Annotated in this window: 20 protein-coding genes; 3 read left to right on the top strand and 17 right to left on the bottom strand. The window is 59.0% G+C overall.

Annotated features, from left to right (window positions below; all coding sequences use genetic code 11):
• The coding region (locus AP428_RS16290) for a twin-arginine translocation signal domain-containing protein (RefSeq protein WP_156349324.1) at positions 1–222 on the bottom strand (222 nt) is incomplete at its 3' end.
• Position 223: 1 nt separating this feature from the next.
• Positions 224–679 carry a (2Fe-2S)-binding protein gene (locus AP428_RS16285; RefSeq protein ID WP_011546995.1) on the bottom strand — a complete coding sequence of 152 codons (456 nt, stop codon included), beginning with the start codon at positions 677–679 and terminating at the stop codon, positions 224–226.
• Between the two features lie 610 nt (positions 680–1,289).
• Here AP428_RS16285 and AP428_RS16280 point away from each other — a divergent pair.
• Positions 1,290–2,978 (top strand): FAD-dependent oxidoreductase, encoded by a 1,689-nt coding sequence (locus AP428_RS16280; RefSeq protein ID WP_011546994.1) that lies wholly within the window; start codon positions 1,290–1,292, stop codon positions 2,976–2,978.
• A 323-nt stretch (positions 2,979–3,301) separates the two neighbouring features.
• Here the strand turns inward: AP428_RS16280 and AP428_RS16275 are convergent, their stop codons facing one another.
• The 5 genes from AP428_RS16275 to AP428_RS35275 all read right to left on the bottom strand — a co-directional run bounded on the left by AP428_RS16275 (position 3,302) and on the right by AP428_RS35275 (position 9,708).
• The gene (locus AP428_RS16275) at positions 3,302–4,396 is read right to left on the bottom strand and encodes a LysR family transcriptional regulator (protein ID WP_011546993.1); all 1,095 of its coding nucleotides are present in this window, start codon (positions 4,394–4,396) and stop codon (positions 3,302–3,304) included.
• A 202-nt stretch (positions 4,397–4,598) separates the two neighbouring features.
• Entirely contained in the window at positions 4,599–5,432 is an 834-nt protein-coding gene (locus AP428_RS16270) for an alpha/beta fold hydrolase (protein ID WP_011546992.1), read from the bottom strand.
• A gap of 102 nt (positions 5,433–5,534) precedes the next feature.
• The gene (gene katG, locus AP428_RS16265; protein WP_011546991.1) at positions 5,535–7,721 is read right to left on the bottom strand and encodes a catalase/peroxidase HPI; all 2,187 of its coding nucleotides are present in this window, start codon (positions 7,719–7,721) and stop codon (positions 5,535–5,537) included.
• A gap of 445 nt (positions 7,722–8,166) precedes the next feature.
• Entirely contained in the window at positions 8,167–8,886 is a 720-nt protein-coding gene (locus AP428_RS16260) for a hypothetical protein (protein ID WP_011546990.1), read from the bottom strand.
• Between the two features lie 399 nt (positions 8,887–9,285).
• Entirely contained in the window at positions 9,286–9,708 is a 423-nt protein-coding gene (locus tag AP428_RS35275) for a transposase (protein ID WP_166488168.1), read from the bottom strand.
• A gap of 561 nt (positions 9,709–10,269) precedes the next feature.
• Here AP428_RS35275 and AP428_RS16255 point away from each other — a divergent pair.
• A complete protein-coding gene (locus AP428_RS16255) occupies positions 10,270–11,250 on the top strand; it encodes a GlxA family transcriptional regulator (protein WP_012339453.1) in 981 nt (326 codons plus the stop codon).
• Positions 11,251–11,832: 582 nt separating this feature from the next.
• Here the strand turns inward: AP428_RS16255 and AP428_RS16245 are convergent.
• From AP428_RS16245 to AP428_RS16200, 10 genes are all read right to left on the bottom strand, one after another.
• Positions 11,833–12,372 carry a carboxymuconolactone decarboxylase family protein gene (locus AP428_RS16245; protein WP_011546986.1) on the bottom strand — a complete coding sequence of 180 codons (540 nt, stop codon included), beginning with the start codon at positions 12,370–12,372 and terminating at the stop codon, positions 11,833–11,835.
• Between the two features lie 119 nt (positions 12,373–12,491).
• Complete coding sequence (locus AP428_RS16240; RefSeq protein WP_011694847.1) at positions 12,492–13,691, bottom strand: MFS transporter; 1,200 nt, start codon at positions 13,689–13,691, stop codon at positions 12,492–12,494.
• A gap of 61 nt (positions 13,692–13,752) precedes the next feature.
• Complete coding sequence (locus AP428_RS16235; protein WP_011546984.1) at positions 13,753–14,511, bottom strand: SDR family oxidoreductase; 759 nt, start codon at positions 14,509–14,511, stop codon at positions 13,753–13,755.
• A gap of 189 nt (positions 14,512–14,700) precedes the next feature.
• The gene (locus AP428_RS16230) at positions 14,701–15,516 is read right to left on the bottom strand and encodes an alpha/beta fold hydrolase (RefSeq protein WP_011546983.1); all 816 of its coding nucleotides are present in this window, start codon (positions 15,514–15,516) and stop codon (positions 14,701–14,703) included.
• A gap of 81 nt (positions 15,517–15,597) precedes the next feature.
• Positions 15,598–16,548: a GlxA family transcriptional regulator gene (locus tag AP428_RS16225; RefSeq protein ID WP_011546982.1), complete on the bottom strand. Its 951-nt coding sequence runs from the start codon at positions 16,546–16,548 to the stop codon at positions 15,598–15,600.
• 609 nt (positions 16,549–17,157) lie between these two features.
• Positions 17,158–17,970, bottom strand: a complete 813-nt coding sequence (locus AP428_RS16220) for an FRG domain-containing protein (RefSeq protein WP_011546981.1) — start codon at positions 17,968–17,970, stop codon at positions 17,158–17,160.
• A gap of 91 nt (positions 17,971–18,061) precedes the next feature.
• Positions 18,062–18,796, bottom strand: a complete 735-nt coding sequence (qatD, locus tag AP428_RS16215; protein ID WP_011546980.1) for a Qat anti-phage system TatD family nuclease QatD — start codon at positions 18,794–18,796, stop codon at positions 18,062–18,064.
• Positions 18,793–20,079 (bottom strand): Qat anti-phage system QueC-like protein QatC, encoded by a 1,287-nt coding sequence (gene qatC / locus AP428_RS16210; protein WP_011546979.1) that lies wholly within the window; start codon positions 20,077–20,079, stop codon positions 18,793–18,795. Before qatC ends, qatD begins: the two co-directional genes overlap by 4 nt.
• Positions 20,076–20,858, bottom strand: coding sequence for a Qat anti-phage system associated protein QatB (qatB, locus tag AP428_RS16205; protein ID WP_227746097.1), 783 nt, complete (start codon positions 20,856–20,858; stop codon positions 20,076–20,078). The genes qatC and qatB overlap by 4 nt, the downstream gene beginning before the upstream one ends.
• 38 nt (positions 20,859–20,896) lie before the next feature.
• Complete coding sequence (locus AP428_RS16200; RefSeq protein ID WP_011546977.1) at positions 20,897–22,783, bottom strand: P-loop NTPase fold protein; 1,887 nt, start codon at positions 22,781–22,783, stop codon at positions 20,897–20,899.
• A gap of 310 nt (positions 22,784–23,093) precedes the next feature.
• On the opposite strand from AP428_RS16200, the gene AP428_RS35270 reads away from it, so the two are divergent.
• The gene (locus AP428_RS35270; RefSeq protein WP_011546976.1) at positions 23,094–23,396 is read left to right on the top strand and encodes an H-NS histone family protein; all 303 of its coding nucleotides are present in this window, start codon (positions 23,094–23,096) and stop codon (positions 23,394–23,396) included.
• Positions 23,397–23,603: the final 207 nt, after the last annotated feature.

The following is a 23,603-nucleotide window of genomic DNA, read 5'->3' as shown; positions in this document are numbered from 1 at the left end:
GCTCGGCGCGAACACGCCGGGCTGCGCCGGTTCGGCCGCGTCACCGCCGATCACCGAGCGCCGCGCATCGTCGCCTGCCGCCGGCAGGCTGAAACCGAGCAGCAGGCCACCCCCCGCCGCCGCGCCCAGCGACATGCCGAGCTTGAGGAACGAACGGCGCGATACGCCCGCGCCGGCGGCTTGTCCAGCGACCTTGCCTGCTTCGATCAGTCCTCGAGACATGTCACGCCTCCTTCGCGGCTTGCTTCACGGCCGCGCGAATCCGGTTGTACGTGCCGCAGCGGCAGATGTTGCCGGCCATCGCCGCGTCGATGTCGGCGTCGCTCGGGTTCGGGTTCGATGCGATCAGCGCGGTGGCGGCCATCACCTGCCCCGACTGGCAATAGCCGCACTGGACGACGTCGAGCTCGCGCCACGCCTGCTGGACCTTGTGGCCGGCCGGCGTCGCGCCGACGGCTTCGATCGTCGTGATCTTGCGGCCCGCGACGGCCGCGACCGGCAGCACGCACGAGCGCGCGGCGACGCCGTCGAGATGCACGGTGCACGCGCCGCATTGCGCGATCCCGCAGCCGAATTTCGTGCCGGTGAGGCCGACGACGTCGCGCAGCACCCAGAGCAAGGGCATATCGTCGGGGGCGTCGACCGTGCGGGTTTCGCCGTTGATGTTGAGGTTTACCATTCAGCCTCCAGGGCCGGTAATTGGGGAAGCGCCGCCGGCGCGCGCCTCTGTTGCTGCCACTGAGCGAGCCATCACTGCACGGCACGCTCCGAATAAGCCTGGTGTCCGCACTATATGTGCGTCAATACCACGACGCGCGACGCCACCGGCGAATATTTCGCGTATCACATACCCGGCGCGGACAGCCGCTGAAGCAGCAATGCCGGATCGCATCGATTCAGTCCGACATTGCCTGGCAAGCGCGTCCGCAGCGGTCAAGCAACCTCCGCGAGGGTGCGGACAATCTCATTGACGCTGCTCGCGCCGTCGACCATAACCACCCGCGATTGGCGCGAATATCATGCCGAAAATCCGCCACCGCCCATAGTCTCTACAACGACATTTACGGCTAGGATTTCGGACAAGCGGACGGGGCGCCCCCAACTTGGCCGACTCCGCTCGCTCCGCTTCTGGCCCGGTAACCTTGTCACACCGGGACTACATACCCACGTATAGTGGGACTCCCGCCTCGGACGTCGTACACTTTGCTCTCGAGTCAAGCAATGTTCCTCCCAGCGCGATCGACATCCGTATTTCGCACACTGTCCAGAATTCTCTTTCTACTTCAGCCATGCACGTGCGTTCAAATGATGATGGTAAGCAAGGCGATACCAACCCACTGTCCAGCCCGGTTGCGATTGGTGACACCGATTACCAACGGGAGCGATACCCATTACTCACCGAAGCGGAAATACACCGAATCACGCGATTCGGTGAAATCCGCGAGTGGAACGACGGCGATCAGATCTTCCGTGTGGGCGAGCCGGGCTTCGGTATGTTCGTCATCCTTTCGGGCTCGATTCGCGTCACTCGCCGGGATGCACTGAACCGACAGATTATTGTCAAAGAGCTGGGGGATCATCATTTCGTCGCCGAGGTTGGCCAGATATCAGGAGCGAGATGCCTAGTTGACGGCGATGCCGCAGGCAACGTCCGCGCACTTCAAGTTACACCGGCCAGGCTGCGGGCACTGATGATCGCAGAAGCAGAACTCGGCGAGCGCATCATGAGAGCCTTGATCCTGCGGCGAGCTGGACTCGTCGAAGGCGGCAGCGGCATCATCGTCGTCACGGAATCAAATTCGCCGATTCTCAATGCACTTCAGAACTTTCTCACACGGAACAGCATTCCCTACACCGTCGTCGATAGTTCGGATCTGGAGATTGCGCGCTACGTCAATCAATACCCCACCGATTCCGCAGACTATCCGCTCGTTATCTGCCCGGACGGAAAGGTTCTCTGCGCGCCAACCGAAACCGAACTGGCGACAGCGCTCGACCTCATTCCCGATTTTGATGAAGCCGAAGTGTTCGATGTCGCGATCGTCGGCTCGGGCCCTGCCGGCCTGGCCACTGCGGTGTATGCAGCATCGGAAGGCCTAGCTGCCGTCATTTTGGATAACCACGCACCAGGAGGACAGGCAGGCGCGAGCGCGCGCATCGAGAATTTCTTCGGTTTCCCGGCTGGTATATCAGGGTATGCACTGACCGCACGCGCATATATCCAGGCTCAGAAATTCGGTGCGCGCGTCGCGATCCCGGTGGATGTCGAAGCCCTGGAATGTGACACGTCTCCATTTCGCCTCCGGCTCGGTAATAACGGCACGGTGCGGGCCCATTCGGTCGTCATAGCTACAGGCGCGGCTTACCGCAAGCCTGCGATCGAAGGGATCGAACGTTTTCAGGGGCGAGGCGTGTATTACTGGGCCTCTCCGGTAGAAGCCAAACTATGCGCGGGGAAAAATGTCGTGCTTGTCGGCGCCGGAAACTCGGCCGGACAGGCCGCCGTCTATCTGGCATCGCATGCGAAACATGTCAGCATGCTTGTTCGGGGACCGAATCTATCCGACAGCATGTCGCGCTATCTCATCGATCGCATCGAATCGATGGACAACATCGACATTCACTTCAATACGCAGATTGCGTCGTTTCGCGGTGAGGATGAGCTGGAGGAAATCGAGATTGCCGGCTCCGACGGAAAGCGCACATCGAAGAAAGCGGAGCACGTCTTCCTGTTTATCGGGGCGATACCTAACACCTCGTGGCTTGACGGATGTGGGGTCACCGTCGACACATCCGGCTTTGTGCTAACGGGATCCGACGTTTCCGCACAGGCTGGAGAGCATGAAACCAGTGTCCGTGGCGTATTTTGTGCCGGAGACGTGCGGCATGATTCCACCAAGCGCGTGGCGGCCGCTGTCGGCGACGGAGCAGCGGTCGTCTCGCAGCTTCACAAGTTTCTTGCCAGCTTGACCGCATAAAACAGCGCCGATGACGGGTGCGGCAACGGTCATGCCACCATCACCTGAGACGGCGCCCCATGCAATCGGTCCGGCACTGCCTAGACACACGAATTGTCGGGCGTCATCATCATGCTCGAGCACCTTTCGCGCCCGTATTCCGGATAGATGACGGCAATGCAAGCAGTCGTCGTGGCCCGTTAACACATGACATTGACTATTGCAGATACGTTGACTTCGCAACGGGCTCAGCCGCCGATAAGGCACAACACATCGACTTCCGTCTTTCACGCTTTCCATGAAAGCAGAAGCGCAGTACCGTCCGACAAGAACACGTCACCCGGTCAGATTTCAAGCATCGCATGGAGAGCGGTCAGATCCAGTTCAACGTGCACGTCGGATTTCGCACGTCCGAAAACGAGGTGCTGTGCCCCTTCAGACTCCGCTGCAAACTGCGTGTTGCCGCGCGAAGCGTCCGTGCCCCAACACGACGGCAATGCGCGCGATTTTCCAATCTCCATCATTGATGGAGCAATCACATTCGCATTCCTCCAACGCAGCTGAATCTCGAGCCAGTCGATGAAAGCACGAATCGACCTCGGAATGTAGCGCTGGTCCACATAAAGGGCAAAGATCTGCAGCGATGTCGGACGATTTTCGGCTAAGAGGCTCACCAAACGTCCATTGGCTATTTCGTTCACTACCATTCGGCCGCACACCTGTGCGATTCCGATACCTTCAACAGCGTACTGAACTGCCGAACGCGCATCACTAACAGAGATCCGCTCGGGAAATTTCAAGCTCACCTCGCCTCCGTCCACGCAATATCTGAAGTCACGCACGGGGCCGAAACGGCGGGGGGAATAATGAATGATGTCGTGGCGATCCAAATCGCCAAGCTCATGCGGAACGCCGCGTCGGGACAGATAGGCCGGGCTCGCGACCGTCACTGCGTTGAAGTCGCCAATGCGTCGCCCGCGGAGTGACGAATCCGGCAGCGGCCCTACCGCGATCGCACAATCGATTCCGTGCTCGACCAGGCCGCCTGGATCGCCACCGATTTCTAGGCGAAGTTCCACTTCCGGAAATGTCAGGCGAAATTCCGGGATCAGCGGCAACACCGTATGAGCGATCTCCTGATCGATGTCCACCGACAAGCGGCCACGCGCCACATCCCGCGCGCCGGCGAGATGAGCCTTCACTTCTTCGATCTCGCCCAGCACCCGCTCGCAGTGCTCAAAATACTGCGCGCCCTCGGTAGTCAAGCGCACGCATCGCGTGGAGCGCTGCAACAAGGTCACGCCGAGATGATTCTCGAGATTGCGTACCAGGCGACTGGCCGTTCCGGCGCTGATGCCAAGCAGTTTTGCCGCTGCCGTGAAGCTTCCCACACGCACGATGTACGTGAAAATCGACATCGCCTGCAGTGTGATTTCCATGGTTTTCTCCGAACGAATTCTGAGGAATGGCAGTATCAAGCCCGTCAAAATCCAATCATCTCCTCACAATGCAATCGGTTTGGAATTTACGTCTGCTGATTCAATGACCGATGACCCATCTTGCTCACCCATCGGCATTTCGGGTCATCGGCAGATCCCGGGCCGAACTCGGTCATAGCCAGCATCCGGCCCAAGTTCTGCCTTACTTGCGTGTCGTGTTCTCGAAGAAAGCGAGCAGATCCGCATTGACCTGATCGGCGTGCGTGATCGCGATCCCGTGCGATCCGCCCGGATACACCTTCAGCGTCACATTCGGCGCAATCGCGGCCGTCCGGCGCGCCGACGCGTCGATCGGAACGATCTGGTCGTCGTCTCCGTGCAACACCAGTACCGGCACGTTGATCTTTCGAAGATCCTCGGTGTAATCCACTTCCGAGAACTCCCGGATACAGTCGAACTGGCCCTTGATCGAGCCCATCATGCCCTGCGACCAGAACGAATCTATCGTCCCCTGCGAAACCGTCGCACCCTCACGATTGAAGTTGTGGAACGGCACCGCCAGATCCCTGTAAAACTGCGAGCGGTTCTTCAAAACACCTTCGCGAATACCGTCGAACACTTCCATCGGCAAGCCGCCCGGGTTCGCTTCCGTCTTCAGCATGATCGGCGGTACCGCACCGATCAGCACCACTTTCGCCACACGTGCCGTGCCGTGACGGCCGATGTAGTGCGCCACCTCGCCGCCACCCGTGGAATGGCCCACCAGCATCGCACCGCGCACGTCAAGGTGATCGAGCAGCGCAGCCAAATCGTCCGCATAGGTATCCATATCATTGCCGTCCCACGGCTGCGCCGAGCGACCATGCCCTCGACGGTCGTGCGCAATGACCCGGTAGCCGCGACGGCCGAAGAACAGCATTTGCGCATCCCATGCATCCGAAGTCAGCGGCCAGCCGTGCGAGAAAACAACGGGCGTGCCATGGCCCCAGTCCTTGTAGAAAATTTCGGTATCGTCACCCGACTTAAAGTAACTCATTGCGCAACTCCAAACTTGTCTTGAATTGAATACATGTTCGGCGTATCGGCGGACGGCGCGTAACGGCATCGGACCATGACACGCCATCCGACCGTACTTCCGTTAATTGTGCTTGATATCGAAACGATCGGCGTTCATCACCTTCGTCCACGCGGCAACGAAGTCACGCACGAACTTCTGCTGCGAATCCTCGCTGCCGTACACTTCCGACAGCGCGCGCAGTTGCGAATGCGAACCGAACACTAGGTCGACACGCGAGGCCAGCCACTTGAGCTCGCCCGTCGCACGATCCCGACCTTCATAGGCTTCGTTGGCCTCCGAGGTCGGCTTCCACTCCGTGCCCATGTCGAGCAGATTGCGGAAAAAGTCGTTGGTCAGCACTTCGCGACGGTCCGTGAACACGCCGTGCTTCGAATCGCCCACGTTCGTGCCGAGCACGCGCAGGCCACCGATCAGCACCGTCATCTCCGGCGCCGATAGCGAAAGCAGTTGCGCCTTGTCGATCAGCAACTTCTCTGCCGGGATCGTATAAGCACCTTTCAGGTAGTTGCGGAAGCCGTCAGCGATCGGCTCGAGAACCGCCATCGAATCGACATCCGTCTGCTCGGCGCTTGCGTCGCCGCGCCCCGGCGTGAACGGCACCGTGATCTCGACCCCGGCTGCTGCTGCGGCCTGCTCGACACCCGCATTCCCCGCGATCACGATCAGGTCGGCCAGCGAAACCTGCTTGCCGCCCGTGGCCGCACGGTTGAATTCCACCTGCAGCGCGCCCAGCACCTCCAGCACCGTGGCCAGTTGCGCCGGCTGGTTCACTTCCCAGTCCTTCTGTGGCGCGAGACGCACACGCGCGCCGTTCGCTCCGCCGCGCTTGTCCGAACCGCGGAACGTCGAAGCCGACGCCCACGCAGTGGAGACCAGTTCTGAGACCGACAGACCCGATGCGAGCACCTTGGCTTTCAGCGCGCTCACATCCTGTTCGTCTACCTGGGGATGATCCGGCATCGGAATCGGATCCTGCCACAGCAATTCCTCGCTGGGCACTTCCGGACCCAGATAACGCACGCGCGGCCCCATGTCACGGTGCGTCAGCTTGAACCACGCGCGCGCGAATGCCTCGGCGAACTCGTTCGGATTCTCGAAGAAGCGGCGCGAGATCTTCTCGTAAGTCGGGTCGGCACGCAGCGCAATATCCGAGGTCAGCATCGTCGGTACACGGCGTTTGCCCGGTTCAAACGGATCCGGCACACTGTCCGCACCGGCGCCGCCCTTCGGCTGCCACTGATGCGCGCCAGCCGGACTCTTCGTTAGCTCCCAGTCGTAGCCGAATAGATTCCAGAAGAAATTGTTGCTCCACTGCGTCGGCGTCGACGTCCAGATCACCTCGAGGCCGCTGCCGATCGCATCGCCCGCCTTGCCTGACCCGAACGAACTCTTCCAGCCCAGCCCCATCTGTTCGAGCGGTGCCGCTTCGGGCTCAGGCCCGACGTGCGACGCATCACCCGCACCGTGGGTCTTGCCGAACGTGTGGCCGCCCGCGATCAGGGCGACGGTTTCCTCATCGTTCATCGCCATGCGTGCGAAGGTCTCACGGATGTCGCGCGCCGACGCCAACGGGTCGGGGTTGCCGTTCGGGCCTTCCGGGTTCACATAGATCAGCCCCATCTGCACTGCCGCCAGCGGCGTCTCGAGCTGACGATCGCCGCTGTAGCGCTTGTCGTCCAGCCAGGTCGATTCCATGCCCCAGTAAACGTCCTCGTCCGGCTCCCACGAGTCTTCCCGGCCGCCCGCGAAGCCGAACGTCTTGAAGCCCATCGATTCCAGCGCCACGTTGCCAGTCAGTACGATCAGGTCCGCCCACGAAATCTTGCGTCCGTATTTCTGCTTGACCGGCCAGATCAATCGCCGGGCCTTGTCCAGCCCGACGTTGTCTGGCCAACTATTCAGTGGTGCGAATCGCTGTTGACCTCGCCCTGCACCACCGCGGCCATCCCCCGTCCGGTATGTGCCGGCACTATGCCACGCCATGCGCACGAAAAACGGCCCGTAGTGACCGAAGTCCGCCGGCCACCAGTCCTGCGATGCCGTCATCAGCGCGCGCAGGTCGGCCTTGACCGCCGCCAGATCCAGACTATTGAATGCTTCAGCATAATCAAAGCCCGGATCCATCGGATCCGCCTCGCTCGAATGCTGGTGCAAAATCTTGAGGTTCAACTGGTTCGGCCACCAGTCGCGGTTCGTCGTCCCGTTACGCTTTCCATGGTTAAACGGGCACTTTCCCTCATTCGACATCTGGATTCTCCTCGTGTTGCAAATACGCAATCTTCAGTAAATCAACGTATATCCGAGCGTTCACTGATCCCGGAACTCTTCACTGCAAATCCGCAAAGTCAAAAAAATGGCGGAACACCTTCCGTAACGATCTTCCAGACGGCTTTGTTGCTCGAGACCATCTTGAGCGCACGCCCGGCGTTCTCGGTGACCTCACTTGCATTCTTACTCATGGTCGTCCCGAACCTGCTCGCATCGATCAGATGCGGAACATCGATCGCGCGAATTTAAACTCCCAATTCGGCGAGAGCAAATAGGCTTCAGTAGCATGACGTCCAGTCGAGCCGGCTGGCCTATCGACACGAGTTGCCTTCCTGGCTTCAATCGCCCGTGGCACGTCGACGCACAAACGTTTCCGTACGGGACAACACGCCCCGTCGGACGAGCTATATCGCTCCCTACCGATTCAAAGGAGTTCGATGTTCTCCAGATCAATTGATACGACCAGTGGTTCGGAAATCGAAGTACCGTCAGGCATGCGCGGATAAATCCGACGACGCATCGGAACTCGGATGCCGGAGACGGTCACATAGTCGCTCACGTAGTGCGCGCCAGGCGTGTTTCCGGCAATCTCTACGTCATAATCCAAACGGCGAATCAAGTTGTCGGGCCCGACATACATTGCCTGCACCTTGCTGAATACTTCGAGCGTCGCGGGGTACACTACATGGATCTTCCGCCACCGTTCACCTTGCTCCGACCACGGTCCGACGTCTTCACATTCGACACCATCGAAAGCAAGCAGGAACGGAGAATTCAGATACGTCCACATCGCACATCCGGCAAAAAAGGCCAACTGCAACGCATTCCACGGCGTCTCCAGCGTGTGGCCAGCGAACAATTCGCGCGGCTGCGCCTGGGCTTCAATGACGCGCCCCGAGTCGTCGAGGAGCGCAATGCGATCACCAGTGAACTCGCTTCGCGCGGCCACCGTCGCGAACGGTGCATGCGATGCCCACTGGCGATCCGTTGCAACCGAGACACGCGTGCGATCCAGCACGCCGCTCTGCCCTTTCAATCCCCACAGCGCGCCGCCCTGAATCAGATCGGCTCGGACCTCCCGAAATTTCCGCCATTGCTCGATCCCGCCATGCGCATCGATAATGCTTTGAGCGACCTTATTCATTTCTTCACCCCAAAGTTTAAATGGTTCATAGACAGAATCGTTCAGAACTTCACATCAATTCAAAAACTGATATCACACCAATCCATGCCAAATCCAGTTTGAGCGCCTCGATAAACGGACAAATCATCAAAAAAAGCAAATAGGTCACGGAAGAGTACGACATTCGATATAGCAAATGCGCATCTAAATACAATAAATCAGATACGCTCTATTAGATATTTCCACCCATAAACAAATTAGACAATATAATTCTCCAGCAAATCCAACACACGGATGATCTAATATTGTTGTTCACGATTTGCAACGCAGACAGACTGTGAGCCTGCGATCTCAGTCGTGCGATTGATTGATCCTGATCAGCAGTTCATTCGCCTGCACGTCGACGCATCGAAACTGCATTCAGGGGCCAGTAGGTGCTTGATACCGATACGTGACTGCCTCGGCAAGCGAACGATGAGGTAGCCACTTGCCCCCCCATTCTCGGCCATGCGTACGAACTCTCTGCACGCCTTCACTACGGACCTTCATCCCCGTACTGACGACCGCCGGATCAATCTGCTCGGTGCTTTGAAAAAGCTTCTGTTGAACCTCGTTCTTTTGCGACCAACAGCAGAGCACCGTGTAGCTCGGCCCGGGCAGGGTGATAGAGAAATCCAGATCACGAAGACTCCGCGCGGAACCCTGCAAAACACTCAGCGGCAAGCCGAGCACGGCCTTCAGACCAGACAATGCCCCAATAGGGGCATCGTCGCGCAGGCGTGAGCAATCACGCTTCAGTTCGGCATCGGCCGCACTCGCAATGGCGATTTCGTCGTCTCGCATCGTACCGATATCTCTGTTGATCAGTCCGGCGTTGCAGCCCACTCGGTTCCCGGCGCGATATCGCACCCTTGAATCTCGCGTATTGCTTGCGTGCCTGCTCATCTTTCTGACAAAAAAATCGATAACTTATGAAAGAGCACGAACTGTTGTCACGCGGTTCATGGTGCACCGTCGCACGTAACCTTCTTCATGCCCAACCTGACTGATGCTGCATTGCCGCGGCTCCTATGATCAACGCTGCTTACCAATTCTCAAAGGACATTTATGAGTATGATTTGAGACAAATCATCGACCCTATCCAACGCGTCACATTGAGTCTACAAACAGCCCTATTTTGGTGCAGCACCATCAGAACGTATCCATCTACCGAAGCACGGCCTTTCCATATGTTGGGATGTGACGACAAGATGTCGGCGCACAACGTTCCGTGGTCAATTCCCACAATAAAATTCGGGTTCCTACACAAATGATCGTTACCTTATAAAAATAATTTCGGATCCCTGCATTACTTCATTACACCCCCTATAATTCACCATTTTGATGAGAGACTTGGTGGGCAAAATGCATCGAATTGGTTTTCTCCTGACGGAAGGTTTCCAGGTGATGGCAATCGGGACTCAGGCTGTGTTCGAGATTGCGAACGTCGTAGCAAAAGAGCAGATTTACCATCTAACGAATGTTTCCGTCGCCGGCGGGCCGGTTCGTTCGTCGCTCGGTCTTTCGGTTCTGACTGAACCCGCAAACACGGCCGCTGCAGCCGATACATGGATGATCGGAGGTGTGATTAATCCGGGCACCCGGACCTCATCGGCCGCCGAACTTCAATTCATCAAAGAGATTGGCAGCAGTGCCCGGCGCGTGGCCGGGCTATGTACAGGTGCGTTCATCCTCGGCGAGGCGGGCCTGCTCAATGGAAGACGTGCCACAACCCACTGGGCCTATGCAGACGAACTGCAACGGCGCTTGCCGCTTGCCCAAGTCGTGCGCGACTGGATCTTTATTACCGATGGCCCGATTTGGACGTCCGCCGGGCTGACTGCAGCCATGGATCTCGCGCTCGGTATGGTGGAAGAAGATATCGGCCCCGAGTTTGCGAACTCGGTTGCGCGTGCACTCGTGATGAATCAACGACGTTCGGGCCGGCAATCGCAACAATCCGAGTTGCTGGCACTAGCTCCCAAGTCCGACCGGATACAACTCGCGCTCGAATACGCCCGCGCCAATCTGGCAGAGCCCTTGCGCGTCAGCGATCTCGCACGAGCCGCACATATCAGCACTCGGCAATTCGCGCGCATCTTCCTCGCGGAGACTGGCGAGTCTCCTGCCAACGCGATCAAGCGGCTGCGACTCGAAGCGGCAAGGGTCCTGATCGAGCGTGGCCGGCATACGCTCGATACCATTGCACGCGAAACGGGATTTCGCGACCGCAATCACCTCCGCGAAGCGTTCGTTCGCAGTTACGGCCTGACTCCTCAGGCGGTGAGAAGATCCGTTCGCAATTCGATCGAAGATCAGCCCGAGGAACTAAGCGAAGCTGCCTGACGAACTGGCACGCGCGGGACGAGTAATTGATCTCGCGTTCTCGGCCGATCAACCTCCATGAGCGGCGTTGATCCTGTCCTCACCACGCCCAATCGAGTCGCCAATCTGGCGACGTCAAGCCGCCCTCGACGAACGACACGCAATAGCCCGGTGCCACGCTTGTGTCGCGTGGAGATATGACGACATTGCCGATCACGATTTCCGTCGCGGACATCGGTCTTCGACCGACAAATGACCGCGAACGCCGAGCGTCAAGGTGGACACACCCACTGATCGGAAAAGTCGACGCCACCTGAACCTGCATCGCGATGCCAATCATTAGCATCACCTGATAGTTCAAGGGCGCCGCCTCAGACATCAAACGAAAGAAGCTGTCGATATCATCATTCGATTCGATCGTCAGCGATTCGGCTTCGGCATGTGCTCGCCAATTGCACAGTCCAGCAGCTCAAACATCAGCCGCACATGCCGCAGGCACCGGAACGTCGATTGCGTGGCCGCGCCCGGCACACTGTCGACAGTCCGATCGACGACGAATGACACTCCTGCGGAGCATCGAGTTCCTGCCCAGTAGCGGATGCCCTACTTCAACGCGGGGAAATCCACGACCGTGTTATTCACTCGATTGAATACGTTCGTGAACGTGATGAGCGCGATGGCCAGAGCAACATCAACGACGGACTCGTCCGAGTATCCTGCTGACCGGAAAGCCTCCAATTCCTCTGACGCAATTGTTCCGCGGCTTTCCTGAAGAACCCGAATGAACCGAATCAGCGCATCGCGACGTGCGTCACCAGTGGGCTCCAGGGCCCTAATCGCGCGCACGGCATCGACCGCGATACCGGATGCCTTGCTGGCCAGGCTATGTGCTGCCACGCAGTAGTCGCAACCGGAAATGGCGCTGACCACGAGTTTGATCGTTTCGCAATCCTGTGCGGACAGCGAGCCCTTCGAGAGCACCGCGTCGGCGGAAAGAATCGCCTGCAGCGCAGGCGTATTCAGAGCACCGATGGCCGCATAAGCGTTCGGAACCATGCCCACCGCCTTGCGGATGGTGGCAAAAACGTCGGCGGTCGCGCCAGTGGCCGCAGCAGCGGCAGGCGTATTGATCCGGGCAGTCATTTGGTCAGCTCCATTTGAGGTTGTCTTCGCGGGCGAGCCATTCGCCATCGAAATTTGATAGAAGTCTTGTTGATTGAATCGGTCAGGCACCGAGGGCACCGTACAAGCATCGTCCAGTTTCAGGCACGGGCGTTTCTGCTAAGGACCGCGTTGAGAGCCAAGGCGATCAGTTCGGCCAGCGCCGCCACGGCTCCGATGCCCCAGACAGCGCCTGAGCTCAACACTGCGGCGCCCAAGGTACTGCCGACAGAAAAACCGAAGTACATGGTGGACGTATTGAGCGCGAGGGCAACCGGCGCTTGCGCCGGCGCGCCGGCCGCGATGAGCCGCGACATCTGGGCCGGGAAGTACGACCAGACAGTAAAGCCCCAGACAGCGACTGCAACAAGCACCGGAACCAGGGCAACCTGCGGCGGCAGACGCGAGGCGATAGCCAGCGCCAGGAACGACAGGCCCAGCAGCATCAGCGATCCGTGCACCACCCGATTGGCCCCGAAGCGGTCATTGAACACACCTCCAGTCATCACCCCTGCTGCCGCAGAAAGCCCCCATAGAGAAACCGTCGCCGTGATTGCATTCGGGCCGAAAGCAAGGACGGCATCCAGGTATTCCGCGATGTACGGATAGGCAGCAAAGGCGCCGATCGACCAGAACAGGCTGACTCCAAGCAAGCGCTGAATCGGAGCCTGGCGGATCACGGACACACGTTCGCGCAGGCTCGCCACGGCAACTCCCTCTCCGGCGTCGCGGGCAATACCCGCGAAGATGCCCGCAATGGCGATGACGCTCATTGCGCCGACCAGCAGAAAGGTCGCACGCCAACCGAAAGCGTGACCGATCATCCCGCCTAGCGGCAGTCCGAGTGCGATGGCCAATGTCTGGCCCGCGCTGACGATGGCGAGTGCGCGGCCTCGCATGCTCGGCGGCACGATGACACCGGCGAGCCCATTGGCCGCTGGTACATACAGGCCTGCAGCGATAGCCATCAATACCCGTGCTCCGATCAGCAAGGCGAACGATGCGGACACCGCCGCCGTCACGTTGCCGATGGCGAACAGCGACATGGCTGCGAGCAAGACCCACTTGCGCGCCATCCGGCCGGTGGCAACCGTGGAGATCGGTGATGACAGCGCCAACACAAGGGTGAAGACGATGACGAGCACCGCAACGGTCGGGACCGGCAAACCGAAGTCCTTGGCCATGACCGGCAGCAGCGGCGCAATCATAAAGCCCTCGGTGCCGATGGCGAACGTTCCGAGGGCAAGGAACCCGGCCGGCATGAGCGCGGCTCGGGAGTTCACGGCGAGCGACACGTTCATGACGCGAGTCTCGTTGATGTGGGTCCGCACCCGTGCGGACCCAATGGTATGGCCGGATGCGTCAGACCGGGATAGGGTTCGCGGCGATCTCGGCGTTGAAGCCATCGATCAGCGCGTGTTCGCCCAGGCCGGGATTGTCGCGCAGCGCGCGAATCGCCTCGACAAAGACTTCGGGCTCTTCGGTCGCCAGGCCCTTCATCGTTTCTGCGATGAATGCATCGAGCGGCATGGCGCGCGGGTCGCCACTCTTCTTGATGAGGTCGGTGTCGACCCACGGAGGCGCGATTTCCTGCACGGACACGCTCGTGCCCTTGAGCATGAAGCGTTGCGACAATGCATACGAATGCAGCGCCGCCTTCGAGGCTGAATAGACCGCGTTGGTCGCGATCGGCACATAGGCCAACACCGAGGTGTTGTGGATGATCGTCGCGCGAGGCTGCGCCTTGAGGTGCTCGATCAACGCCGAGGTCAGACGAATCGGACCCAGCAGATTCGTGTCGAGGATTTGGCGGGAGACGGAATCATCGATCCGGCCGGAAGGATCATCAAACGGCATGATCCCGGCATTGTTGATCAACACGTTCAGCGACGGATAGTCGCGAATCAACTGCGCTGCGACGCGGTCGATGTCGGCCGCATCCGAAATGTCCAGCGCCACACCTTCCATGCCCGGATTGGCTGTCGTGACCTCATCGAGCAGAGCCTTGCGGCGCCCGGCGATGATGACCTTGTTGCCTAGTGCGTGAAACTGCTCGGCCAGCGCGCGACCAATGCCGGAAGTGCCGCCCGTGATGAAAATGGTATTGCCCGTCATCTGCATGATTCTTCATTTCCCTTGCGCCACCATGGCGCTTTCGATGTATGAACTATGCGCGAGTTGGGTTGCACCTCAAATGACATATAAACGGCGATAACAGTCATGCAAGACTCGTGACGGGAACGAATACCCGGTCGTCAGCTGGTTCCCATGAGAATCCTGCGCTCTCCCCAGGCAGCGGCCGAAGGACCATTACTCCAGAAACAGATCGATCTGCGCCGCGAAGTCGTCGATTTCCTGGAACAGGAAAGCATGGCCCGCGTCAGGGTAGAGAATCAGCTTGGCATCCGGCGCTTGCTGCGACAGGACATAGGACCGATAGGCCGGCAACATGACGTCATGCGCGCCGTTGGCGACCAGGACCGGCATGCGCAATTCTTTTGCGCGGTGCAAGACGCCCGGCCAAGTCGAAATGGCCTTGATCTGCGCCATGAAAGCCTCGGCCGTGACCGCTGGCCCCACATGCGACTGCTCGGCAATGCGATTCAGCGAAGCTTTGCCCGCAGCGACACTTGTTTCGGATTCGGGGTAGAACAGGAACAGGAAATCGGCGGCGTCGTTTACGCTGTGTGACATGACTTGCGGCACACGGGGGTGAGGCTGAGGGCCGTCCGTGATGCCGCCCGGACTGGACCCCGCGACAATCAGGCGACGGATGAGATGTGGAGCGTCCAGCGCAAGCTGTTGAGCGACAACGCCGCCGAGAGACCAACCGAGGACGTCGACCTGCCCTAGCCCCAGTTCCTCGACGACCTCGGCAACGACTACCGCCATTTCGGCAATCGTTTCCGGCACTCGACCTTCGGATCGACCGATGCCGGCACTGTCGAACCGAATCACCCGCCTGTCGGCCGACAAGACCTTGATGAACGCCGGATCCCAGTCGTCCATGGTGCCACGGAAACGCTGAAGCAAAACCAGAGGTACGCCACCGTCCGGTCCGTCCTGCATGGTGGCGAGTTTGCCACGGCGAGTGTTCAGCCAGCCGATGCGCGAGGTGTCGCCCATGTCATTCCCCCATCCCGTTGTGATGCCGGCAGGTTATCTCGAGACAGGGAAGCTTGAATGACGTAAAGGCGTCTAATCAGGTCATGTGACTGTGCCGTCTTCCATTGGCTTCGGGTCGCGCTTCAGGCTTGTGGGCGCTTGCCCATAGTTGCGCAGGAAGGCGCGCCGCATCCGGTCGCGGTCAACAAAACCGGTGTCGCGTGCAACGATGTCTAGCGGATGGCGCCCATCCTCCAGCATCACACGCGCGGCCTCCAGGCGCAGCCGCTCGACCGCTTTGGCTGGAGACTGCCCCGTCTCTTCGCGAAACACGCGACTGAACTGGCGCGGCGACAGGCTGGCTGCTTCGGCCAGTTCCTCGATCGACAGCGGATTGCGCAGGTTTTCGCGCGCATAGGTCAGGGCGCGCTTAATTCGGTCGGAGCGCGGTTCCAGCTCCAACATCGCCGAGAACTGAGACTGCCCGCCCGGGCGGCGATGATAGACGACCAGTTTGCGGGCGATGGACCGGGACAGAGCTGAGCCGTGATCATCTTCAAGCAATGCCAACGTCAGGTCGATCGCCGAGGACATGCCCGCCGAGGTCCAGATATTGCCGTCACGGATGAAGATACGGTCGTCATCCACCCGCACCTTCGGAAAGCGCAACTGCAGATCGCGCGCATGCGCCCAATGGGTCGTTGCCGTGCGCCCATCCAAAAGACCCGCCTGTGCCAGCACAAAGGCACCTGTGCAAACCCCTGCCACCCGTCTGGCTTCGCTACCGGCGCGGGCAACATAGGCGCACAGTCCGGCCGAAACGCTCTTGGGAACCAGTTCGCCAGCCACCATAAGCGTATCGGGCACGATGTCCACCGGCACGGTTTCAATGCCTGCGTTCATCGAGGAGTGGACCGTGCCGCCATGTTCGGACAGTAAAGTCAGCAGGTAGCCATCGTCGCCAAGCTCAGCATTGGCGAGCTCAAAGGCCGCCAGCGCAGCCAGCCCCATCAGTTGGAACCCGTCTTCAAGAATCAAGCCGACCTGTCGCATCAAGTCTTCGTCCCAAAAAAATGCAGGATCATAATAATTTTGCCGCGATCTTGCAGGGAACACCAGAATTCGTGGTGCTTGACATCCATCCGATCACATTGGCGTAAACGAAAATATAGTTATCGCCGTTTGACAAGTAAAAGTATCACTTCGCCAGTCATTGTCAGCCCGGAAATGCGAAATGCTCGTGAATTCATGAAGTCGCGCGTAGCGCACCAATGTTGTCACCGGAAGCGAGCCACGAAGGTCGAGTGGTGTTCAGGTGCAACTGCAATAGGCTCGCAGCCCTGTCCGTCGCCACCGCGTTCAGATGAATGTCGCCGTCGTGCTTTGAAGAATCACAACTGCCATGCCAGGGTCCTGGCGGCGTTGATCGATCAAATTGCAGTCGTGGGTGCTCAAGTTGCACTCCTGGGGGTCCTTGAGCCGATGTCGGGTTCGATACGGGAAAAGGCTGGCGGCAATGCGCAGGGGAGCGGCGGACGGGGGGCGTCTAGGCGGCGCCCTCGCCCGCTTGGCCCCCGGGCGCGAGGGTAGACGGCAGTGGCCCCGAGAACGGTGAATCTGACAAATCACCCACTTGGTAGGACGCGGGGCCGATCGCGTGCCTCAAAGATTCCCGGCGCCTGGCGTCGGTTGATCGTCGGGATATAGGATCGCGTCCGCGATCCGGCCTGCCACCCCGTCGAGGTCGGGGAACAGCACACCGCGGTTGATGCCGGCCGTCTGCAACTGCGCGCGCATGGGACCGAACGCGTCCGGCGGGATCCGGATGTAGCTCAGTCGCATTTTGAAATGCACGTTGGTGTCGAGAGAGACATACTTCATCCCCAGACCGTCCTCGACCCCTCGATGCACACTGAACCAACCGTCCTGAGCTGCAATCCGCCGTGATACATGCCGCGGCTTCAAGAGCTTCGTTTCAGTGATCTCTAGCGGGTTCGAGCGCTCGTCTAGATCGATCATGTCCGCGTCGGTCGCCGCTAGCAGCCAGACGGCGGCCGCCTTGGGCGAGCCGTCGTCACCCTTGATAGCTGGCCGCTTGATTGCAAACCACAACGCAGCAAGCGCACTGCCAGTCCAGTCGAGCAGCCGGGTCGGCATCGCATGGTGCTGCGCGATCGCCAGCCAGTCGGCATCGGCGAGTTCTACCGTCGACTCCAGGTGCGGGATGCCGCGCTGCTTGAATTCGCGCAGCATGCTCTTTTCGGTACCGGGCCTGACGCGGTTGGCGTACTGGGGGCGAGCAATACCGGGCTTGAGCAACCATGACTCGTCTTCCTGACCGCGAAACAGCGACATGCGGTAGCCGAGGGTCGGAATCCCTCGGGTCCAGCGGTCGACCAGATTCATGAACGTCGCAAGGTCACGCGCGTCCCCGAAGCGCTTTGCCGTGCGCTTGTAGTTGAAGGCAACTGTCATCTGTGACTCCCGTATTGGATGGTTTGAGGCAGTGCGCAAAGGGATTGCGTGCGCGGCGCACGGACGTACGCCTGGTTGACCGAAGTCCTGTTCAACCTGATAGCCGCAGCAAGTGCTGAAGGTTCTGCTTCATCTGCTCCCCTACCTCATCTTCCTGCATGCCCCATATTGCCGCCAGAGGGGCTCGCACGGACCATGCATCCCACGGCTGCAGTTGTATCCCGCCCACGCTCGTAAACGGACCATCCGTTTCAGGTAGCACTCGGTGTAGAGGCATTCGCGCCACCAGCGCCCGCCCCTTCTCACCCTCGAGCATCGTAGGGCCAACGCTGAACCAACAACCAATGCGAACAGCAGTCTCAAGTTCAGCGAACCCGCCCGAGAACCAATGAAGCACGGGTACGCCGGCATGCTTCGTCGTAGCCAGCAGTTCCACGACTCGGCGTGCAGCACCGCGCGAGTGGATGCTCATCGCCTTTCCTTGGTACCGTCCGCATTCAGCGAGGGCCGCTCGGAAGACTCTCTCCTGCACAGAAAGTGAGCCTCGAAATCTGGGGGAACCATCCATCCCAATCTCGCCAACAAAACGTGCTCGCGAGATTCCCTCAATAAGGTCGCCCAGCTCTCCTTGTTTGGCGGCAGCCACTTCCGGATGCAGGCCGATTCCCACCTTGATGTTCTTCAAACCGAGAAACACATTCGACGTTGCCCGGTAGGCGCGCGGACTAGTGGTGACCACGAGGGTAAACTCGTTCCTTCTGTTCACCTCCTGCGCAAGCTTGAGGCCATCGGGATACAGGTCAAGGTGTGAATGGAAGTCAATCACAGGATTTGTTCCTGCCGCAAAAGCACGCCCAGTTCCGCTAAGCCACGTTGCACGACGCCTTCGAACTCTCTTCGGAGGCTTGGCTCTGCGAAGGACAGCTGGCCAGCAGTGAAGAGGCGGACGCCACTCTGCTCGACCTTCAAAACCGCAACTGCGACTGCACCGATGTCGTTGGGCTCGTTTTCGAGTTGCGCTCCTCGAAGTGAGGGATACACGTAAGTCGTGTCGTCTCGGAGGTTGGCTCGAATAAATGATGCACGGCGAACCAAACATGGAACACAGCGGCCGCAATGTTTATAGCCGTTCCGGACGAAACGACCACAACTCGTGGCTTCCGAGGCAACATCAGCTAGCACTGTAGATGCCCGGCATTCGGCCATCATCTCCCCTTTGGTCATCGCCGCATACGGAAGACGCAGCACGGCACGAATTCCAAGCTCATCCCACAGCGCTTGTAACCGCGCCATGAACACCGGATGTGTGGTCTTGGTGCTAAGGCTTCCGACTCGGCCAGGGTTGAGCGGTATGTTTAAGCTGATGAGCCCGTTCTCTGGAACGAAGACTTCAACGGGTCTCGGCAATGCAGTGATCGTAGTCGCGAGATGGTCTGCAGCGACCGCCGCGAACGCGAAGAAGCCGATGGATCGCCCGCGCGTCGAACCTTCGATATCCTCCACCTTCGGACGGATATTCTGGTTCCATTGCAGATGCCGGTCGTTCCCGCCCAGTCCGATCGCAAAGCGACTCTGCGTCTCCTTATCACCCTTGGCGGTTTGGGACACAAGCAACGGGTGGCGGCCTTCTTCGGTCAAGTCAAGCGCTCCCACAAGGCTGTCCAGGCCGCCGGATAGCAAGCAAACACAGTCCGCATTGAAGATGGTCGGCATCTTTGGCCGCGGAGGGGGATAGCCGCCATCAGTAAAGGTGAGCGTCCAGAAATCGCCGGTTAGGAAACGTAAGGCCTCTTCAATCTTCGCGGTCAGGGCCTGGTACGGTTCGGGCTCGTAGAGCACCACCTCCAGCTCTATCTGCCGCGTCCAACCGTCCGGACTTTGCGCTCGCTCGAGGACGTTGTCGGCTGCGTTCACGGCCAGTGCAAGTGTCAAGAAGTCCCAGCTCCGAGCGCTCGGGGCAACACCAGCAGCGACGATGTCCTTGATGAGCGCCGTTCCAACCGTACTCACGTCCGCCAGGCCATCGTGCTCGTACATCGAGACGTAGTCGACTCCGAACTCTCGTTCAGTAGGAATGCAATCCTTCGGTCCACAAAACACGCGTGTCATAAACCTGCCTCGAACAGTTCAAAGGTCATCTTCAGGGTCTCCTGGAAGACCGCGTCCAGGTTCGACCGCGTAGGATTTGGATTCGTGCCCCGAAGCAGATCAAGGTGTTCACCGATCTCTAACTTGATGAAGATGCGCATTTCACGCTCGCGCTGGACCGCGATGGCTGGGTCGACCTTCGCACTCTCCAAGAGTGGACCGAGGTCAAAGCAAAGCCGATGAGTCACCTCCAATGCGAGGTAATTCTTCATGAGCTCCCAGATGTCGGGCGTCTGCAGATGCATTAGGTCTATGCCAGGGTTGTCCAAGACAAGTTCCGTTAGCGCCGACGCCATTGAACCACGAAGCGCCTCTTCATCGGCACTGCCACCCGGCGGAGAAAGCTCCCGGACAATGGCGTCGACTACGTCATCCGCGGTCGGACTGCCGCTTTGCAGGTCATGCACCCACTGTCGCGCCTCAACGGAGCTGCCTTGGCTAACTGCGTTGAGAAAGGAGAATAGTTCTGCGCCGGCTCGCGTCGCGGCGCGCATTCGGGTCGATGCTGCACTGGCCCCTCCGCTGCCCTTACGTGAGTAATGTCCGAGGGCGTCCCGAAGGCTGTCGGTGTTACCGCTCTTGATGAATTTTTTTAGCTCGCGCCGCGCCTCAGCGAAACGAGCAGGCTGAGCGGTTCCAAGTGCGCCCTCTGGCGGAACCGGTTCATCATCCGTAGCCGGAACCGTGTCGCCCCCAAGCCCCTCGAGCACGTCGTCAAGCCAAGGAGGATCAAGACTCACATTCGGGCCAGGCCCACGGCTTGAAGTCGAAGTTCCCATCAATTCCCCCCCTTGAACGTCTTCAGGTACTTCTTGACCGGCTCAGTCGACTCCAGGTCGTCGCGCCAGTCTGCGAGCAGAAGCGCTGCCCAAGGTTTGTTCTTCAGCTTGGGGAGGATTGCGACGGGCCTCTGAGCCGGCGGAATTTCCTCCAGTGCCTGAACAAACTGCCCACCTAGCTCAGGATGGGCCTCGGTGCAGTTCAAGCAGCGCAGAAGATCTACGGTGTCCCACTGCCCATCTCGAGCCTTTCGAATAACCCGGGTAAGGATGCGCGATACGTCCGCTTGGCTCAGCGCCATGAGCTGGGTTACCAGGACATTGGAAACTTCCTTTGCCTCCATCGTCGCCTCCAGAAGCCGCTTAGCCTCCTCAGACAGCTCGTCATAGGCCGCCAGTCCAAGCGAGCGGTCTCGACTCAGATGCAGAAGGGCTCGCAGGTCCGAACCTGCCAAGCGAGGACTCAAACGCACCCACTGCTGATAAAAGGACGTTGACCACGAGGGGTGCGGCGCAACGTACTCGTCGTCCGCCTGCGCAGCAACTTCTAGTGCCTCCAAAAACTCGGCCTCGCCATTAAGGCTAGAAGCGACCGCTTTGACGAAAAACTCAAACGCCGCTGGCGATGCCACGCGCTCGAGTAGCTGCACCTTCACCAATTGCTCGATGGCTATAGGCATATTCATCGCCTTCGCGATGGTCAGCCGAATCATGAGGTTATTCAGGAAACGCTTGATGAGTCGCGGATTGCCAGCGATATCGCTCGCGCTGACTAAAAGTGGTGCAAGCTGGTCTGCGATATCCAGTGAGTTCGAGATGCTTTTAGCCTCGCTACCGTACACCTTTGCCAAGTCGTCGCGCGCGATGCCCTTTCCCCAAGCAGTCTTCAGAAGTTGAAGAAGAGCGTCCTGCCCTTGCGCCTGAACCTTCGGAGTCAGTTGCCCTTGCCTCACGGCCAGTTCAGCCATTAGCAACGCGAGGTACACCTTCACCTCGTTCACACCGAGCCGAGGCACTTTGAGCGGAACCTGGATGAGCTTGTCGAAGTAGCTCGTCACCAGCCCGCTCTCTATATCTACCCCTGCGAAGTGCGCTCGGACCGCGCCGCGAATCATGCTTTCATCCGCGGCGATTACGAATGCCGTGTTCTTTACGTGCAGCAGTAGTCGCATGGCCTCTAAGGTTGCGATAGCAGTGTGAGGCAGGCATCGGTCCAAGTCGTCGACAAACACAACGAGAGTGACACCCATGTCGGCAAGCAGCTTTGCGAAGGTCTCCCTGAGCGCGTGAATCTCCTTGAGTAAAGAGTCTTCCTGACGCTCAGCAATCAGCTCCTTCAACTCAGGTTTGAGAGCAGCGTAGGCATCCTTTAGTGCTGTCAGCTGTTCTTCTCTCTTCGCCTCGTCGGAGAGGCCCTTCACGAAACCAGTCGCCGCGCCGATGAAAGCACCCAGAGGGCCGCCGGCGACCGAGCCAACGCCAGCGTGCGCGAGCATCGGTGCGGTGATGCGCGCCACCTTCAGCAGCCGAACGCGTTTTGCGAAATCTAGCGCTTTGTCGACAAATGTCTTACGCCCTTGCGCCTCTTCGAGGAGCCGGTCTGAGACCGACTGTAGGAGTGCTTGGCGCGCATCCTCATACCCTTGATAGAGCCACGCGTTAAACTCCATAACGACATACGCTCTAGATTCGGGAGCCCCCTTCGCCGCCCCGGTTTCGAGGTCAGCCTTGGTCAACTTTACGAGTGTCGACTTGCCAGTGCCCCAACCGCCCGACACACCAATGGTCAGCGGTGCGCCGCCCGCCTGTCGAATCAAATCCGCTGCCGCGCGAGCAACCACTCCGAAGTTGAGCAAATCAACTTCTGCCTCAATGTCGTGCCACATGTCGCTATTCCCCTAAGATACTATTATTGCTTTCTACCGATATTGCCACATTAAAGGCTGACTGCCACTCCTCGTCTGCCAACGTGGCAGGGCGAAGCGGGATTTCTCCTATACTTTTGTTCGCCCTCAAGCAACCCACACCTAAAGACAACAGATCTGCAGTCCGTGATGGCACCGACATAGCTTTTCGACAGCTCTTGCACTGACTGACATTGAGCACTTCTGTAGATTCCTTGCTGTGGCCACGGCGGAGTGCTCAGCTCACATGAAACCAGCTATCATGTCCACAGTACAACCAGAGGAGGACTAGATGGCGAGTTACAAAGAGCTGAAAGCGCAGATGGATGCATTGGCTGAGAAAACTGAAGCCGCTCGCATTGCTGAGTTTCAGGCCATTGTTGACGACATTCGCTCGAAAGTTTCCGAGTATGGCATCAACGAAAAGGACATCTTTGGCGGGCGCCGCGGGCGACCGGTAGCGCAGACGGCAAAAGTACCAGTAGAAGCGAAGTATCGTGATCCGAAAACCGGCGCCACATGGTCAGGTCGTGGCCGCGCACCGGCCTGGATCAAAGATGTCAAGAACCGTAATCGCTTCTTGATTCAGGAGTAAACATTCGCCTCATCAACCATACTGACTGCGGAGAAAATCTCTCCGCAGTCAGCGAGGCCGTGAACTGAGCGTATGTCAACGGCTGAGCTTGCAGCCCTAGCATAAATTGATCTCACGCCTCCTCCTCTGGTACCACACGTCCGGAGCTGTACATACACGGGATCTGCTGCGCAAGATCTCGCCAATCGCGACCGAACAACTTATCCA

The organism is Burkholderia sp. E168m22 (assembly GCF_001319805.1).
Lineage (GTDB): Bacteria > Pseudomonadota > Gammaproteobacteria > Burkholderiales > Burkholderiaceae > Burkholderia > Burkholderia orbicola.
Note: the sequence above shows the minus strand (reverse complement) of the source record. Positions and strands in the feature narration are given on the sequence as shown.